General features: G+C 69.3%; 17 protein-coding genes. 12 read left to right on the top strand and 5 right to left on the bottom strand.

What is annotated here, in order from left to right:
- Positions 1–6: 6 nt before the first annotated feature.
- From ACFVIV_RS29705 to ACFVIV_RS29695, 3 genes are all read left to right on the top strand, one after another.
- Complete coding sequence (locus ACFVIV_RS29705) at positions 7–2,340, top strand: fructose-specific PTS transporter subunit EIIC (protein ID WP_379201938.1); 2,334 nt, start codon at positions 7–9, stop codon at positions 2,338–2,340.
- Between the two features lie 17 nt (positions 2,341–2,357).
- Positions 2,358–2,615, top strand: coding sequence for an HPr family phosphocarrier protein (locus ACFVIV_RS29700; protein ID WP_379201936.1), 258 nt, complete (start codon positions 2,358–2,360; stop codon positions 2,613–2,615).
- Between the two features lie 149 nt (positions 2,616–2,764).
- Positions 2,765–3,559, top strand: a complete 795-nt coding sequence (locus ACFVIV_RS29695; protein WP_379201934.1) for a potassium channel family protein — start codon at positions 2,765–2,767, stop codon at positions 3,557–3,559.
- Here the strand turns inward: ACFVIV_RS29695 and ACFVIV_RS29690 are convergent.
- Positions 3,513–3,899 (bottom strand): winged helix-turn-helix transcriptional regulator, encoded by a 387-nt coding sequence (locus ACFVIV_RS29690; protein ID WP_379201932.1) that lies wholly within the window; start codon positions 3,897–3,899, stop codon positions 3,513–3,515. The genes ACFVIV_RS29695 and ACFVIV_RS29690 overlap by 47 nt on opposite strands.
- Before the next feature lie 68 nt (positions 3,900–3,967).
- Between ACFVIV_RS29690 and ACFVIV_RS29685 the strand changes: the two genes are divergently transcribed.
- From ACFVIV_RS29685 to pheT, 3 genes are all read left to right on the top strand, one after another.
- Entirely contained in the window at positions 3,968–4,627 is a 660-nt protein-coding gene (locus tag ACFVIV_RS29685; protein WP_379201930.1) for a nitroreductase family protein, read from the top strand.
- Between the two features lie 151 nt (positions 4,628–4,778).
- Positions 4,779–5,840 carry a phenylalanine--tRNA ligase subunit alpha gene (pheS, locus tag ACFVIV_RS29680; RefSeq protein WP_379201928.1) on the top strand — a complete coding sequence of 354 codons (1,062 nt, stop codon included), beginning with the start codon at positions 4,779–4,781 and terminating at the stop codon, positions 5,838–5,840.
- Positions 5,841–5,876: 36 nt separating this feature from the next.
- Complete coding sequence (gene pheT, locus ACFVIV_RS29675) at positions 5,877–8,378, top strand: phenylalanine--tRNA ligase subunit beta (protein ID WP_379201926.1); 2,502 nt, start codon at positions 5,877–5,879, stop codon at positions 8,376–8,378.
- A 66-nt stretch (positions 8,379–8,444) separates the two neighbouring features.
- On the opposite strand, the gene ACFVIV_RS29670 is transcribed toward pheT, so the two are convergent.
- On the bottom strand, positions 8,445–8,984 hold the full coding sequence (locus tag ACFVIV_RS29670) for a gluconokinase (RefSeq protein WP_379201924.1): 540 nt from the start codon (positions 8,982–8,984) through the stop codon (positions 8,445–8,447).
- 68 nt (positions 8,985–9,052) lie between these two features.
- Between ACFVIV_RS29670 and ACFVIV_RS29665 the strand changes: the two genes are divergently transcribed.
- The 5 genes from ACFVIV_RS29665 to ACFVIV_RS29645 all read left to right on the top strand — a co-directional run bounded on the left by ACFVIV_RS29665 (position 9,053) and on the right by ACFVIV_RS29645 (position 13,011).
- Entirely contained in the window at positions 9,053–9,826 is a 774-nt protein-coding gene (locus ACFVIV_RS29665; RefSeq protein ID WP_379201923.1) for an alpha/beta hydrolase, read from the top strand.
- A gap of 52 nt (positions 9,827–9,878) precedes the next feature.
- Positions 9,879–10,391 (top strand): PspA/IM30 family protein, encoded by a 513-nt coding sequence (locus ACFVIV_RS29660; RefSeq protein ID WP_379201921.1) that lies wholly within the window; start codon positions 9,879–9,881, stop codon positions 10,389–10,391.
- A gap of 37 nt (positions 10,392–10,428) precedes the next feature.
- A complete protein-coding gene (locus ACFVIV_RS29655; protein ID WP_379201919.1) occupies positions 10,429–11,472 on the top strand; it encodes a hypothetical protein in 1,044 nt (347 codons plus the stop codon).
- A 126-nt stretch (positions 11,473–11,598) separates the two neighbouring features.
- Positions 11,599–11,964 (top strand): DUF6188 family protein, encoded by a 366-nt coding sequence (locus tag ACFVIV_RS29650; RefSeq protein ID WP_379201917.1) that lies wholly within the window; start codon positions 11,599–11,601, stop codon positions 11,962–11,964.
- A gap of 321 nt (positions 11,965–12,285) precedes the next feature.
- Positions 12,286–13,011 (top strand): helix-turn-helix domain-containing protein, encoded by a 726-nt coding sequence (locus tag ACFVIV_RS29645; protein ID WP_379201915.1) that lies wholly within the window; start codon positions 12,286–12,288, stop codon positions 13,009–13,011.
- Positions 13,012–13,050: 39 nt separating this feature from the next.
- Here ACFVIV_RS29645 and ACFVIV_RS29640 read toward each other — a convergent pair whose 3' ends face one another.
- Genes ACFVIV_RS29640 through ACFVIV_RS29630 form a run of 3 tightly spaced genes read right to left on the bottom strand, consistent with a single transcriptional unit; the run spans position 13,051 to position 15,274 of the window.
- On the bottom strand, positions 13,051–13,458 hold the full coding sequence (locus ACFVIV_RS29640) for a RidA family protein (protein ID WP_379201914.1): 408 nt from the start codon (positions 13,456–13,458) through the stop codon (positions 13,051–13,053).
- Between the two features lie 26 nt (positions 13,459–13,484).
- Positions 13,485–14,240: an IclR family transcriptional regulator gene (locus tag ACFVIV_RS29635; protein WP_379201912.1), complete on the bottom strand. Its 756-nt coding sequence runs from the start codon at positions 14,238–14,240 to the stop codon at positions 13,485–13,487.
- A complete protein-coding gene (locus ACFVIV_RS29630; protein ID WP_379201910.1) occupies positions 14,237–15,274 on the bottom strand; it encodes a sugar kinase in 1,038 nt (345 codons plus the stop codon). The genes ACFVIV_RS29635 and ACFVIV_RS29630 overlap by 4 nt, the downstream gene beginning before the upstream one ends.
- 105 nt (positions 15,275–15,379) lie before the next feature.
- On the opposite strand from ACFVIV_RS29630, the gene ACFVIV_RS29625 reads away from it, so the two are divergent.
- Positions 15,380–16,714, top strand: a complete 1,335-nt coding sequence (locus ACFVIV_RS29625; protein WP_379201909.1) for an amino acid deaminase — start codon at positions 15,380–15,382, stop codon at positions 16,712–16,714.
- Positions 16,715–16,718 lie beyond the last annotated feature (4 nt).

The raw sequence follows: 16,718 nt of genomic DNA, 5'->3' as shown, positions 1-16,718 counted from the left end.
CATTCGATGGCCGACTCCATCATCACCGCGGAACTGATCAGCCTGGACGCCGATCTCGGCGCCACCAGACAGGAAGTGATCGCCGCGCTCGCGGCCCGCGTAGCCGCGACAGGCCGCGCAACGGACGCGGATGCCCTACGGGATGCGGCGCTCGAGCGGGAGAGCCAGTCGGCCACCGGGCTTCCCGGCGGCATCGCCATCCCGCACTGTCGCGCTGAGGCGGTCACTACCGCATCCCTCGCGTTCGCCCGACTGGCCCCGAAGGTCGACTTCGGCGCGCCGGACGGGCCTGCCGATCTCGTCTTCCTGATCGCCGCGCCGGAAGGTGCGGGAGCCGAACACCTGAAACTGCTTTCGGCGCTGGCCCGCGCGCTCGTCAAGCCGGAGTTCGTCGGCGCACTCCGCGCCGCCGAGACTCCGACCATGGTTCTGGCACTTGTCGACGGTGTCCTCGCGCCGCCGGAAGCGGCACAGTCGCAGCCGAATTCGGGACCACGCGGCGCTGGGGCGGCCGCGCGTGCAGCAGCCGCCGACGAGACGGGCGACGGCTCGATCGCAATGGCCGCGACGACCGCTGACGCGACGGCGGCGGGAACAAGTTCCGACTCGAGCACGGATTCGGGTGAACGCGGATCCGCCCGCGGTGCCGACCGGCCGGACCTGGATATCGCCGCGAACGGGTCGTCGCTCGGGGGCGCGGCCACTGGAGCCGATGCGGCGGTCGCGTCGCGGACCGGCGCGGAACCGGCTGGGATGGGCGGTGATTCCCCGTATTCCGCAGCGGCATCGAGCGCTGCCGCCGGCAGCGCGGCAGCGGAGGGTTCTCCGGCCGGCGGCGAGATGGGTGCGGAATCTCCCGCCGATCGGATCCTGGTGGCTGTGACGGCGTGTCCGACTGGGATCGCGCATACCTATATGGCCGCTGATTCGCTGGTGGCGGCGGGGGAGCGGGCCGGGGTCACCGTGCAGGTGGAGACGCAGGGGTCGAGTGGGAGTACGCCGTTGTCGGCGGCGACCATTGCGGCGGCGGATGCGGTGATCTTCGCGACCGATGTGGGGGTGAAGGGGCGGGAGCGGTTCGCCGGGAAGCCGGTGGTCGAGTCCGGGGTGAAGCGGGCGATCAATGAGCCGGATGCCATGGTGGCCGAGGCGCTGCGGGCCGCATTGGATCCGGGGGCGCGCACGGTTGCCGTCGAGCGGGTGCAGAGTGCTTCCGGCGCAACGGGTTCGGCGTCACTGGGGTGGGGGACGCGGTTGCGGCAGATTCTGCTGACCGGCGTCAGTTACATGATTCCGTTCGTGGCGGCCGGCGGGCTGCTCATTGCGCTCGGATTCCTGCTGGGCGGGTACGAGATCTCCGACAGTGCGAAGACGATCGTGCTGGACAATACGCTGAACTCGTTGCCGGACGGCGGGTTGCGGATCTACCTCGGCGCGGTGTTGTTCCAGTTGGGCGCATTGGCTTTCAGCTTTCTGGTGCCGGCGCTGGCCGGGTATATCGCCTATGCGATCGCCGATCGGCCCGGTCTCGCACCGGGATTCACGGCGGGCGCGGTCGCGGTGTTCGTGGGCGCGGGATTCCTGGGTGGTCTGGTCGGCGGGTTGATCGCCGGGTTCGCCGCGCTGTGGATCGCCAAACTCGCTGTACCGCAATGGGCTCGCGGGCTCATGCCGGTGGTGGTGATTCCACTGTTCGCCTCGCTGATCGTGGGCGGGCTCATGTTCATCGTGCTCGGGCGGCCCCTGGCGGCCGTCACCAGCGGGCTCACCGATTGGCTCAACGGCCTGTCCGGGACCTCGGCGGTGCTGCTGGGCGTCATTCTCGGCCTCATGATGTGCTTCGATCTGGGCGGGCCGGTGAACAAGGCGGCCTACTCCTTCGCGGTCGCCGGGCTGAGCGTGAACGACCCCGCGACGCTGCGGATCATGGCCGCCGTGATGGCCGCGGGCATGGTGCCGCCGCTCGCCATGGCCTTGGCAACCACCGTGCGGCCCAAGCTTTTCACCACCGCCGAACGCGAGAACGGCAAGGCCGCCTGGCTGTTGGGCGCCTCGTTCATCTCCGAGGGCGCGATCCCCTTCGCCGCCGCCGATCCGGTGCGCGTCATCCCCTCGATGATGGCGGGCGGCGCGGTCACCGGCGGGCTCATCATGGCCTCCGGCGCCACGCTGAGCGCCCCGCACGGCGGCATCTTCGTCTTCTTCGCCGTCGGCCATCTGCTCTGGTTCCTGCTCGCGCTGGCCGCGGGCACCGTGGTCGGCACGCTGTGCGTGGTCGGCGCGAAACAACTCGTCGAATCCCGCTCGCAAACCACACCGGCCGTCCCCGCGGCCGTGTGATCACAAGGAGGAACATCATGCCCAGCACGACCGTCATCGTCGGCTCCGCCGTGGGCCTGCACGCCCGCCCCGCCGCCGTGGTCGCCCAGACCGTCCTGGCCGCCGGCGTTCCGGTCACCATCGCGCTGCCCGACGGCGCTCCGGTGGACGCGGGCTCCGCCCTCATGATCATGAGCCTGGGCGCGGCCAAGGGCGCGGAGGTGATCGTCAGTTCCGAAGACCAGGCCACCCTGGACAAGATCGCCGGGCTCATCGCCTCCGACCTCGACGCCTGAACGGGCCGCGCCCCTTCCGCAGGAATGTCCGGAAGGGGTGCGCCGGTGTGCGTGGGACGGTTGCCCCGGACCGGTCGGTTCAAGTCCTGTTTCCGTCCGCCGGGGGATACGCTGCGGGTGGCTTGACCGCATCAACCCAGGTAGATCCCATGCACACCGACACCGAACGGGTACCGGCACTGCCGCCCGATCTCGTACCCCACACCCGCCGGGTCGCATGGGAGCGCGCCACCGCGATTCCCATGGCGGCGTTGGCATTACTGTTCCTGGCCGCCTACGCCTGGCATGTGCTCGACGCCGGGCGGCATCCGTGGATCGGCACGTGGACCAACGTTCTCGACGCCACCGTCTGGGCGTTGTTCGCCATCGACTACTGCATCCGATTGCGGCTGTCCACCAATCGCCGTCGCTTCGTCCGGCGCAATTGGCTGGATCTCGTGGCGGTCCTGCTGCCCCCGCTGCGCCCCCTGCGATTGTTGCGCGCCGTCCTGCTGGTGCTCGACGCCGCCGACCGCCGCAGCCGCTTCCAGAGCCGCACCCGCATGTCGGTCTTCGTCGGCTCCGGCTCGCTGCTGCTGCTGTTCGTGTGCAGCCTCGCCCTCTACGACGCCGAGCGCGATGCCGAGGGCGCGAATGTGAAGAGCTTCGGCGACGCCGTCTGGTGGGCCGCCGTCTCGGTGACCACCGTCGGCTACGGCGACCGCTACCCGGTCACGATGGAGGGCAGACTCGTCGCCCTGATCCTCATGACCATCGGCATCGGCCTGATCAGCTTCGCCATCGGCGCCACCACCAGCTGGGTGGTGGACAGACTCGGCACCGTGGAGAAGACCAGCGAGCGCACCGAGGGCGAGATCAGCGTGCTGATCGCCGAAATCCGTTCCCTGCGCGCGGAAGTCACCGCGCTGCGGGAGCAGAGCGGCGGGCCGCCTCGATCTCGTTGATGTGCGCCTCGGTCCACAGGCGCAGCGCGGTAATGGGTTCGGCGAGGCTGCGGCCCAGGTCGGTGAGCTCGTACTCCACGCGCGGGGGAATGGTGGGATGCACTGTGCGCGTGACGAATCCGTCATATTCGAGGCTGCGCAGCGTCTGCGTGAGCATCTTCTGGGAGACACCGCCGATGCGGCGGGACAGGTCGGTGTAGCGCATGGTGCCCTCGTGCATGAGGGCGTCGATCACCAGGACCGTCCACTTGCCGGCGATGTGGTCGAGGATCTGGCGGGTGGGGCATTTGGGGGAGTAGCAGTCGGCGGGGAGGCCCGACGATTCCACGATGGTCTGCACAAGGAGAGAGTAACGCACTAATTGGTGCCTTCTTCCCAGAAGTTCGCCACTCTCCAATAGTGAGTGTCATGAACAACGTCATGAACGCCCCGCTGTCCGTCACCGATGCCATCCGCACCCGCCGCACCGTCCGGCACTACCTGCCCGATCCGGTCCCGGCCGCCGATATCGACGCGCTGATGGAACTGGCCATGGAAGCGCCGTCGAGCTGGAACCTGCAGGACCGCTCGATCGTGGTGGTCACCGATCCGGCCGTGCGGGAGGGGCTGACCTGGGCCACCGGCGGGCAGCCGCAACCGCAGGAGGCCCCGGTCATGCTGGTCTTCGTCGCCGAAAGTCAAGCGTGGCAAGAGGATCGGGCCGACGTCTACGAACACGCGCACCGGGCCGGGGCATGGAACGCGGAGTTCGTCTCCTTCTTCTCGGCGGCCGCCACCGAATTCCAGCGGGGCCTGGCCGAGCGCGGGCTGCTGCGCGAATACGCGGTGAAAGACGCCATGATCGCGGCCGCCTACGTGATGCTCGCCGCCACCGAACGGGGACTGGCCACCTCGCCCATGAACGGCTGGGACGAGGAGAAGGTCAAGAAGGTCATCGGCATCGAGGACCGCCCCGATCTGGCCATCGCCTTGCTCATGTCCGTCGGCCATCCGGCCGAACAGCGGATTCACCCCGGTCGCCGGAGCCTGGACCGGAACATCTTCCGGGAGCGGTACCGGCGGGCGTGATTCGGCGCGGCGGCGCGCGCCACGCCGAGCGGGGGGCGCGCTGCCTGCGGAAATCCGAGTGAAGTGGGCTGATTACAAGGACTACGATTCGACCAGCAAGAATGGGGTGGCAATCGCCCGACCTTTACCAGCCAGGGGAGAGACCAGCATCGTGGCCGACGATATCGACCGTGCCGAGCAGACTGCGGCTTTGACCGAGGAATCCCTCGCCGCCGCCGCGGAAGCCGCCGAGCAGGCGTTCGCCTCGGCCGCGACCCTGGATGAGCTCGCGGCCGCGAAGACCGAGTACATGGGCGGCAAGTCGCCGATCTCGCTGGCGCAGCGCTCGCTGGGCACGCTGCCCAAGGAGGAGAAGGCCGAGGCCGGCAAGCGCGTGAACGTGGCGCGCGGGCGGGTGTCCAAGGCATACGAGGCCCGCCAGGCGGAGCTGCTCGCCGAGCGCGATGCGGCGGTGCTGGTGGCCGAGACCATCGATGTGACGCTGCCCGCGGGCCGCCGGGCCGAGGGTGCGCGGCACCCCATCGCCGTGCTGTCCGAGCGCGTCGCCGACGTCTTCGTGGCCATGGGCTGGGAGGTCGCCGAGGGCCCCGAGGTCGAGACCGAGCACTTCAATTTCGACGCGCTGAACTTCCTGCCCGATCATCCGGCGCGCACCATGCAGGACACCTTCCATATCGCGCCCGAGGGTTCGCGGCAGGTGCTGCGCACCCACACCTCGCCGGTGCAGGTGCGGTCCATGCTCTCGCGCGAGCTGCCGATCTATGTGGTGTGCCCGGGGCGGACCTTCCGCACCGATGAGCTCGACGCCACGCACACCCCGGTGTTCTCGCAGGTCGAGGGCCTGGCCATCGACAAGGGCCTGACCATGGCTCATCTCAAGGGCACCCTGGACGCCTTCGCGCGGGCGCTGTTCGGCCCGAACACCACCACGCGCATGCGGCCGTCGTTCTTCCCCTTCACCGAGCCGTCCGCCGAGGTCGACGTGTGGTTCGAGGACAAGAAGGGCGGACCGGGCTGGGTCGAGTGGGGCGGCTGCGGCATGGTCAACCCGAAGGTGCTCATCGCCAGCGGGATCGACCCCGAGGTGTACAGCGGTTTCGCCTTCGGCATGGGTCTGGAGCGGACCCTGCAGTTCCGCAATGGCCTGTCCGATATGCGCGACATCGTCGAGGGCGATGTGCGCTTCACGGTGCCGTTCGGCGTCCAGTCCTGATTCCGACCCCTTCGATACGAGGAAGCGAAACGTCAAGTGCGAGTAGCGCAGTCCTGGCTGACGGAAATCCTGCAGCGCACCACCCCCGGCTGGGCGGTGTCGGCGGAAGAGCTGGACGCCGGTTTCGTCCGGGTCGGTCTGGAGGTCGAAGAGGTCGATCCGCTGCACCCGATCACGGGTGAGATCGAGCATCCGCTGGTGGTCGGCCGGGTCGCCGAGATCACCGAGCTGACCGAGTTCAAGAAGCCCATCCGCTTCTGCAAGGTGGATATCGGCAAGCCGGAGCTGCAGGAGATCGTCTGCGGCGCACGGAACTTCGTGGTTGGCGATCTGGTGGTCGTGGTGCTGCCGGGCGGCGAGCTGCCGGGCGGGTTCAAGATCTCCTCGCGGAAGACCTACGGGCACACCAGCAATGGCATGATCTGCTCGGTCGCCGAACTCGGCATCGGCAAGGATCACAGTGGCATCCTGGTGCTCGAGCCCGGGACCGCCGAGCCGGGCGCGGACGCCAACGAGGTGCTCGGCATGGACGACACCGTCATCGAGCTGGCCATCACCCCGGACCGCGGTTACGCCTTCTCCGCGCGCGGCCTGGCGCGCGAGCTGGCCTGCGGGTTCGACCTGGAATACCAGGATCCGGCCGTGCGCCTGCTGCCCGACGCCGAGGCCGAGGCCTGGCAGGTCAAGATCGAACCGGAGTCGCTGTGCACGCGTTTCGCGGTGCGCCGCGTGACCGGCATCGATCCGAAGGCCGTCAGCCCGTGGTGGCTGCAGCGTCGCCTGATGCTCTCGGGCGTGCGCCCGATCTCCCCGGCCGTGGACGTCACCAACTACGTCATGCTCGAACTCGGCCAGCCGCTGCACGCCTTCGACACCGCGAAGGTCAACGGCACCCTGATCGTGCGCCGCGCCAACAAGGGCGAAACCCTGCGCACCCTCGATGATGTCGAGCGCACCCTGGACGCCGAGGACGTGGTGATCGCCGACGACTCCGGCGTCATCTCCCTCGCCGGCACCATGGGCGGCGCGAGCACCGAGGTCGGCGCGGACTCCACCGACATCCTCCTGGAAGCCGCCACCTGGAACCCGGTCGCCATCGCCCGCACCGTGCGCCGGCACAAGCTCTCCTCGGAGGCCAGCCGCCGCTTCGAGCGCATCGTCGATCCCGAGGTGAATGTGGCCGCGCTGGATCGCGCCGCCACCCTGCTGGTCGAAATCGCCGGCGGCACCGTGGAATCCGTGCTCACCGACGTGCGCGTGCCGGTGCCGGCGGCCGCGCCCATCAGCATGGACATCGACCTGGCCGATCGCACCGCCGGCGTGCACTACGCCCCCGGCACCTCCACCCGCCGCCTGCAGCAGGTCGGCTGCACCGTCGAGGTCGGCGTCAGCGAGTCCGGCCACGGCCAGCTGGTGGTCACCCCGCCGACCTGGCGGCCCGACCTCACCCAGCCCGCCGACCTGGTCGAGGAGGTGCTGCGCCTGGAGGGCCTGGACAAGATTCCGTCGGTCATCCCCACCGCTCCGGCGGGTCGCGGCCTCACCGCCGAACAGCGCCGCCGCCGCGCGGTGAGCAAGGCCCTCGCCTTCGAGGGCTGCGTCGAGGTTCCGGCCCCGGTCTTCATGTCCGCCACCGTCTTCGACACCTGGGGCCTGGACGCCGACGACCCGCGCCGCAATACGTTGAAGGTGCTGAACCCGCTCGACGCGGAGCGCCCGGACCTGTCCTCCACCCTGCTCCCGGGCCTGCTGGAGATCGCCGCCCGCAATATCTCCCGCGGCCAGCGCGATCTCGCCCTCTACGCCATCGGCCAGGTCACCCTGCCCACCCCGCAGACCGCGCCCGTCGACGCTCTCCCGGTCGACCGCCGTCCCACCGAGGAGGAGATCGGCGTCCTGCTCCGCTCGCTTCCCGAGCAGCCGGTCCGCGTCGGCGCGGTGCTCACCGGCAAGCGCGAGCCCCGCGGCCCCTGGGGCCCCGGCCGCGCCGTCGAGGCGAGTGACGCCTTCGCTCTCGTCGACGCCGTGGCCGGCGCCGCCGGTGTGGTCATCGAGCGCCGCTCGGCGGCCCACCTGCCGTGGCACCCGGGCCGCTGCGCCGAACTCGTGGTGGACGGCAAGGTCGTCGGCCACGCCGGCGAACTGCACCCGGCCGTCCTCGAGCGCTCGGGTCTCCCCCCGCGCACCTGCGCCGTGGAGATCGACCTGGATGCCCTCCCGATCCGCGAAAACCGCCCCGCCCCCGTGGTTTCCGCCTTCCCGGCGGTTCTCCAGGACGTGTCGGTCAGCGTCGAGAAGGCCACCCCGGCCGCCGCGGTGGAGTCCGCGCTGCGCACCGGCGCGGGCGAACTCCTCGAAGACATCTCCCTCTTCGACGTCTACGAAGGCGCCCAGGCGGGCGAGGGCCGCAAGTCCCTCACCTACGCCTTGCGCTTCCGCGCCCCCGACCGCACCCTCACCGAAGACGAGGCGAGCGCGGCGCGCGATGCCGCCGTCGCCGCGGCGGCCTCGGCCGTCGGCGCGGTGCTGCGCGGCTGATCACGTCGCTCCGACGACAGTGAGGGCTCCCGATCCCGGCGGATCGGGAGCCCTCGCCTCGTTGGGTCAGTCGCCGGATCGGATGTCGGCCAGCGCCGCCTTCGCCAGCTCTGCCGGCGTGGAATCGATGTCGAGAGCGATGACGCCGGGTTCGCCCGCGGGGTCCTCGAGGGTGGCGAGCTGGGAGTCGAGGAGCGTGGCGGGCATGAAATGCCCGGGCCGGGTTGCCATTCGGCGGAGCAGTTCCTCGCGTGGGCCGGTCAGGTGGACGAAAGTCAGCCGGGTGCCGGGGGATTCGGCCAGGGCGTGGCGGAAGAGATCGCGGTAGGAGCGTTTCAAGGCCGAGCAGGTGACGACGCCCGACCGGCCGGTGCCGACCTGATCGGTCATCCATTGCGCGATGGCCTCGAGCCAGGGCCGGCGGTCCTCGTCGGTGAGGGGTTGGCCGGCGGCCATTTTCGCGATGTTCGCCGGCGGGTGCAGGTCGTCGCCCTCGAGCAGGTCCCAGCCGGTCTCGGCGGCGATCAGTTGGGCGACCGTGGATTTTCCGGAGCCGGAGACGCCCATGACGACCACGATCCGAGGGGATTGGCTGGGCTCCGGCATCCATCGGTTCTACACCATTCGGTCTGCCCTGCGGTGTGGCGGGCGGATGGTGGGGTAGGAATACCGGTATGCAGCATCCGGCTACCGCTGTCCTCAATGCGCTCACCTATTTTCCGGAGCGGCGGATCGTCGCCACGCCGGAGCAGTTCGGGGTGGAGTACGAGGACCTGTGGTTGCGGACCGGTGACGGGGAGACCGTCAATGCGTGGTTCGTGCGGGCGGTGGGTGAGCCGGTGGCGCATGTGCTGTACGCGCATGGGAACGGCGGCAATATCGGGGATCGGTCGCCGGTGCTGGCCTTGCTGGCGGCGGCCGGATTCGATGTGCTGACCTTCGATTACCGGGGGTTCGGGCGCAGTAGCGGGAAGCCGAGTGAGCGCGGGACCTATCTGGATGCGCGGGCGGCGCGGGCGGCATTGCTGCAGCAGCGGGGAGTTGATCCGGATCGGGTTGTGTACCTGGGGAAGTCGCTGGGCGGGGGAGTGCTGCTGGAGTTGGCGGATGCGTATCCGCCTGCGGCGCTGGTATTGATGTCCACGTTCACGGGGCTGCGGAATGCGGCGAAGGCGGTGTATCCGTTCCTGCCCAAGCTGTTCGTGCCCAATGCCTATCCGAGCCTGCAGCGAATTCGGCGATTGCGGTGCCCGGTGCTGATCATGCACGGGGATGCCGACGAGCTGTTGCCGGTGAGCATGGGACGGGCCTTGTTCGAGGCGGCTCCGGAGCCCAAGGAGCTGGTCATCTATCCGGGGGCCGCGCACGACAATCTGGTGGCGATCCCGGAGTGGCCGGGGACGCTCGCCGCGTGGGTGACGCGCACGCTCTCGCACGATCCGGTGTGACCGCACGGCCGATGCCCGGCCCGCGGTGGCGGGGCTGCGTAGCCTGGGCGTTATGAGTGATGCCAACAAAGAACTCGCGGTGCTGTTGGCTCAGTTGCCCGATGCTGAGCTCGCGGCGGTGGTGGAGCAGGCAACCGATGGGCGGGCCGGGCTGGCCGCATTGCACGCGGTGGCGGCGTCGGTGGCCGCCACGGTGGGTCATGCACCGCAAGCCATCGATGTGACTCCTGACACGCAGCTGACGGCGGCTCGTCCGCTGCCTGAGACACCTGGCGCGTTCGGGCAGGTGGGAGGTGGTCCGGCAGTGTCCGGGACAGTGGTACCTCCGGCGGGTATGCCGGTGACGGGCGATATCGGCGGGTATTCGGATTCCGGTGTCCCTACTTTCGAGTCAGTTCGCGATAAGGTCGAGCAGCGCTACGGCACCGCCAGGGGGATGGGCGAACTCGACCAGCAGACACCGGTGGGCCGTAGCGTCGAGGAACAGTGGGACGCGCGGGCGAAGGCCGCGCGGGAGCGCCTGGAGAAGATTCGAAAATCGGTGCACGGCAACGATACCGAGTGATATCCGGGCGGTCCGCTCGACACCGAGGGTGGAACCTATGACCGACGCCAAGCCACGTGAGATCGCCGAACGGCTGCTGGATCTGCAAGTCGACTACATTGTCGCCGAGGTGACCGGCGACCGGTTCGCCGAAGTGATCGCCCGGGACGTGGACGCGGTGATCGGCGTGGCCGACACCATCGTCTTCCGCGACGTGGTGGAGATCGACCAGGCCAAGCAGACCGTGGCCAATGTCGTCGAGCTGATCGGCGGCAGCCCGGTCCTCGGCGAAATGGTCGGCACGCTGGCGAATTCGCTCTACGACGATATCGCCGCCAATAACGACTACACCCTCGGCGACGTGGTCGACCGCGAGCCGGTGGAACAGCTGCTGGAGAAGGTCTTCGGCATGCACCAGGCGCAGGAGCGGATTCTGGAGCGGCTCACCGAGAGCCCGCTCATCGCCACCGTCGCCTCCAAGTTCGTGGACAAGCTGATCGACGACTTCATGGAGTCCAACCGGCAGCTCGCGGGCAAGATCCCGGGCGTCGGCTCGCTGGTCTCCTTCGGCACCTCCGCGGCCAAGCAGGCCCGCAAGGCCGCCGAGAAGGCCGCCGGCGACGGCACCTTCCTGGGCGAAATGGCCGGGAAAGGCGCGCAATTCGCGCTCAAGCGCACCAATAACGCCATTCGCGAGATGCTGCGCGACGCCCCGGTGCACGACGCCGCCATGGAATTCTGGGACCTGCACGCCGGCGAACCGGTGAGCGGGCTGCGGGAGTACCTGTCCCAGCAGGATCTCCAGGATCTGGCGCTGATCATCTACCGCATCGCGCTGACCACCCGCGAGAAGGAGTACTTCGGCGTCCTGGTGGATCAGGGCGTGGAGGTCTTCTTCGAGAAGTACGGCGACCACACCCTGGCGGCCATGCTGCCGGAGCTGGGTCTGTCCAATGAGACCGTCGCCGCCGAGATCCTGCGCTACGGCCCGGCCGTGGTGGAGGCCGCCAAGCGGAACGGCGTGCTGGCCAAGCTGGTTCGCGAGCGGCTGGAGCCGTTCTTCCTCTCCGAGCCCGTGCTGGCGGTGCTGAGCGGTAACTGATCTCCGCATGAATCGCTGAAAACGCGATCTACCACACACTATCGGCCCGTCTCCGCAGTTGCGGAAACGGGCCGATAGACATTTCGGGCACAGTGGAATCAGACGAACCGCAACGGAGGAACGATCATGAGACTGCCGATTGCCGGAGAGCGACTGTGCGTGCTGTCCACCGAACCCCTGCTCGCCATCGGGATCGGTGTGTACGAACTGCACGTCGGTAGTGAGCTGACCATCGAAACCCCGGGCGGCTCGGTCCATCACGTGGTCGGCGATCCCACCCGCACCCACGACAACCTGGTCGGCGCCCTGGACGGCCTGATCGAATCCGCCAGCATCAACGAGCAGGGCGGCCTGCGCATCGCCCTCGACTCCGGCGCGCATCTGATCGTGGATCCGGACCGCTACTACGAGGCCTGGACCTTCTCCGGCCCGCGCAGCATGATCGCCTCCATGCCGGGCGGTGAGCTCGCCGTCTGGCAGGACGAGTCCTGATTACCCCGGCGGGCCGGTCGCGGTGACCGGCCCGCCGAGGTGGATGCCCCACGCGGCACGTACCGCGCAGCGATTCCGTGAACAGCGATCCGGCCGGCGTACGTGCCGTCCCCTCCGCTGGCACCTGTCTGAGCCGCTCGGCTTCGAGCGACTCAGAGAGCATCCCGAGTCAGCGGGCCTATCGTCAAGGCGAGGCCCTGTCCCAATTTGTCCCAGTCGTCGGATTTGCCATTGCGACCGGGATGCTGCTGCACACCCCTTCAAGACCAAACGGTAGGTTTTGATGCGCACACAGCACATTTGGTCGGGAGGTATCTGCAGGTGGCCGACGCACATTCGGCAATCGCGGGCTATCTGCGGGAACGTCGCGAGCACGCGGGGCTGACCCGCGCCGAACTGGCCCGGCGGGCCGGGGTCTCGGAGGCGCTGATCCAGAAGCTCGAACAGGGCACCCGGCCCCCGACCGCCACCGCGCTCGGCGCGCTGTTCGATGCCTTGGACGTGCCGGTGCAGGTCCGGGAGCACGCCGCCTACCTGCTGCAGCCGGAGCTGACCGCGATCGTCTCCGACGGTTACGGCCCGGATGCGGCGGAACTCGATTTCCTCCATGGCATTCCGTACCCGGCGTGCTACCAGACCATGCCCGGGCTCGACTGCGTCGCCGCCAACGAGCCCTATCGCCGGGCCTTCCCGGGCCTGGACGCGGGCGTCAATATCCTCGCGTGGACGCTGCTGGATCCGCGGGCCCGCGAGGTCATCGGCAATTGGGAGACCATCGCCCACATGATGGTGCACGCCTTCCGCCACCTGGCGCCGGGAATGATGCCGCCCGAACGCATTGCCGAGCTCACCCGTCAGCTCGAACGGGCGCCGGAATGGGAACGGATGTGGGCGACCGATATTCCACCCGCCGAGATCGAGCGGCGCCCGATCGTGGTCCGGTCGCCGGAGACCGGGGAGTGGACGGATTGGCATGTGCAACTGCTGCGCTGCGAGGTGCCACGGCGGCCGTGGTGGATGTGGACGATGGTCCGGATGGTCGACTGAGGATCGGCCCTCGACGCTGGCTCGGCCTGCGGCGGTGGCTCAGCCTTCGACGATGGCGATGCCGTCGATCTCGACCAGCATCTCCTCGCGCGGCAGGCCGGTGAAGACCGTGGTGCGGCTGGGCAGCACGCCGCCGGTGGTGTGCTCGGTGACGAACTTGCCGTAGGCCTCGTTCATGACGGCGAAATCCTCCCGCTTGGTGAGGTATACGCGCAGCATCACCACATCGTCGAAGCTCGCGCCACTGGCCTCCACAATGGCTTTGACGTTCTCGAGCGTCCGGGTGGTCTGCGCGGCGACATCACCCGGGTGCAGGTACTCGTTGGTGACCGGGTCGACCGGACCCTGCCCGGAGACCTGGACGAACGGTCCCTTGCGCACACCCTGGGAGAAGGTGTGGGCGGGCGCGGGCGCGAGATCGGTTCGGACGGCGATCTTCTCACTCATGTGCATACCTTTCGGCGGTCGATCTTTCAGCGGTCGAGGCCCGGACTCCAGCCGAGCTCGGTGGAAACGGCGTCGGCGGCCGCACGCACGCGCGGCAGCAGTCCGAGCACCTGGTCGTGATCGAGCAGCATGTCCGGCACCGACATGGACAGCGCGGCCACGACCGCGCCGGTGCCATTGCGGATGGGGACGGCCACGCAGTTGACGAAGCTCTCGTGCTCCTCGTGATCCTCGGCGAACCCTTGGGAGGCAACGAGTTCCAGCTCCGCCAGATACTGCTCGGGAGTGCGGATGGTGCGTTCGGTGAACGGGCGGTACTCGAGGCCCTCGGCGATCTCGCGCCAGAGCCCGCGCGGCTGGGCGGAGACCAGCACCTTGCCGACCGCGGTGCAGTGCAGCGGCGCGGGCCGGCCGATGCGCGAGTACATGCGCACGCTCTGGGTGGCGTCGAGCTTGTCGATGTAGATCGCCTCGCCGGATTCGTAGGTGGCCAGGTGAATGGTCTGGCCGGTCTCGGCATTGAGCGCGGTCAGATGCGGGCGCGCCGCGGTGCGCACATCACGGCCCTCCAGGGACCGGTTGGCCAGCTCGAACAGCCGGGACCCGAGCCGGTAGCGATGCTCGGCGTCATGGGTGACGAAACGCTCGCCCTCCATGGTCTGCAGCAGCCGCAGCACCGTGGACTTGTGCACGCCCAGCGTGGTGGCCAACTGGTCCAAGGTCTTCGAGTCCTCGCCGAGCTCGGCGAGAATGGTCAGGGCGCGATGCAGGCTTTGGCTCACGACGCCACATTCTCCGGTACGAGCTGCGCCGGGTCGTAGCGCAACTCGGTCCAATCCGAGCGGGCGGCGAGGGATTCCAGCACGGGCAGCGGCGGCAGCTCGGCGAAATCCCCGGCGCCGGTGAGGGCGGCCGCGGCGCACAGGTGGCCGAAACGCAGCAGTTCCTCGTGCGGGCGGCCGTGCAGCAGGGCGGCCAGGTAGCCGCCGGCGAAGGCGTCGCCCGCGCCGATGCGTTCGGTGACATCCAGGCGCAGGGCGGGCACTTCCAGGTGTGCGGCGCCGGCGAATCCGGTGACCGAATGCTTGTCGTTCTTGACCACGAGGTGGTGCGGATGCGGGAACAGGGCGCGCAGTTCGCCGGGATCGCCGGTGCCGAAGACGGTTTCGGCCTCGTCGGCGCCGAGGAACACCACATCGCACGCGTTCAGGTGCCGGGCGAGGATCTCGGCGGGATCGCCGGTGCGCTGGGCCCACAGGGCCGGGCGGTAATTGAGGTCGAAGCTGATCAGCCGGCCGTGGCGCGGCAGTGCGGTGAGCGCTTCGGTCAGCGCCGTCGCCGAGGGCGACAAGGCGGTGGTGACGCCGGTGCAGTGGATGAGATCGCAGCCGTCGAGGAGGGTGGACGCCGCGCCGAGATCGGCGGGGGACAGGGCGCTGGCGGCCGAGCCGGTGCGGTAGTACAGCATCCGGCTGGACCCGGCGGGCAGATCGCCGTCGCGTCCGGACCCGCTGCCGCGCTCCTTGACGTACACCGCCGTCGGCCGCGCCGGATCGACGGTGACCGCGGTGGTGTCCACACCGCGTTCGCCCAGGTGGCGAATGAGAAAGCGGCCGAATCCATCCGCGCCGACGCGAGACAGCCAGGCCGTCTCGATCCCGAGCTGGGCGAGCACGGCGGCCACATTCGCCTCGGCCCCGCCCGCGCTCCGGTCGAAGGCCGGCGAATCCTCGAGCGGTCCGGGCCGGGCGATCAGGACGGCGAGTCCTTCGCCGACGGTGACCGCTCGGGGGCGGGCCGGCGTCGCTCGGGTCACACCAATCTCCTTCGAGTGCTTGCGGCTATCGGTCATCGCATGCAGAATAACCACCACAAACACGATGTGCAACAAGCGTTGCGGATTATGCAATGCATAGTTGATATGACACTCGGACCTGAGGAAGGAAGTGCCGTGGCCATCGACAATGCCGTCATCGCAGCGCTGCACGAGCGGACGCTGGGACCGGAGCACAAATCGCTGCCGCCGACGGCATGGGGCCGGACGGTGCGCGAATACCTCGCCGCCGCACCGCTGCTCGAGGAGTTCGAGACGCCGGCGCTGACCCTGGACCGCGCCGCCATGGACTCGAATCTCGCCGTCATGGCGGACTGGGCGGCGGCCGCCGGGGTGCGGCTGGCCCCGCACGGGAAGACCACCATGGCCCCGCAGCTGTGGGCCGAACAGCTGGCGGCCGGATCGTGGGGGATCACCCTCGCCACCGGCTGGCAGGTGCAGGTGGCGCGCTCGTTCGGGGTGGCCCGCGTCATGCTCGCCAATGCGCTGCTGGATCCGGTCGGATTGCGCTGGGCCGCCGCCGAATTGGCGCGTGATCCCGGGTTCGAACTGTTCAGCTGGGTCGACGGGGTGGGCTCGGTGCGTGAGATGGAACGGCATCTGGCCGATGCGCCCGAGGGCGTGCGGCTGTCGGTGCTCGTGGAACTCGGTGGGCCGCACGGGCGTACCGGCGCACGCGGCCTCGAGGCGGCGCGTGAGGTGGCCGAGGCGGTGCACCGCTCGCCGCGGCTGATCCTCGCCGGGGTGGGCGGATACGAGGGCGCCCTCGCCCACGATCGCAGCCCGGAAAAGGTTGCGGCCGTAAGGCGGTACCTCGACGAGATGGCGCTGCTGCATCGCGCGATCGGCACGGCGGGCTGGTATGAGGGGCCGGCCGTGATCACCGCGGGCGGCAGCGCCTACCCGGATCTGGTGGTGGAGCATCTCGCCGGGCTCGCGGACGAGGAAGGCGCACAGGGTGTTCCGACCACCGTCGTGCTGCGGTCGGGCGCGTACCTGATTCACGACGACGGCTTCTACTCCGGCATCTCGCCGCTGGCCGCGGGTCGCGCGGAGCGGCCGCTGCGCTCGGCCATGCACGGCTGGGCGCGCGTGGTCTCCCGGCCGGAGGCGGAGCTGGCCCTGCTCGATGCGGGCAAACGCGATCTGCCCTTCGACGAGGGCCTGCCCGTGCCGCAGCTCATCGCGGGTCCGGCTGCGGCCAAGCTGAATCCGGACGCGACGGTGTCGGCGCTCAATGACCAGCACGCCTTCCTGCGGCTGCCGGGCAGTGACGCCCAGGACCTGCCGGTGGGCGGCGTCGTGCGGCTCGGTCTCTCCCATCCCTGCACCGCCTTCGACAAGTGGCGGCTCATCCCGGTGATCGACGATGCCGGGGCCGAGCGGCCGCGGGTGGTCGATCTCGTGCACACCTTCTTCTGATCGG

This window comes from Nocardia sp. NPDC127526 (assembly GCF_042672265.1).
GTDB lineage: Bacteria > Actinomycetota > Actinomycetes > Mycobacteriales > Mycobacteriaceae > Nocardia.
Note: the sequence above shows the minus strand (reverse complement) of the source record. Positions and strands in the feature narration are given on the sequence as shown.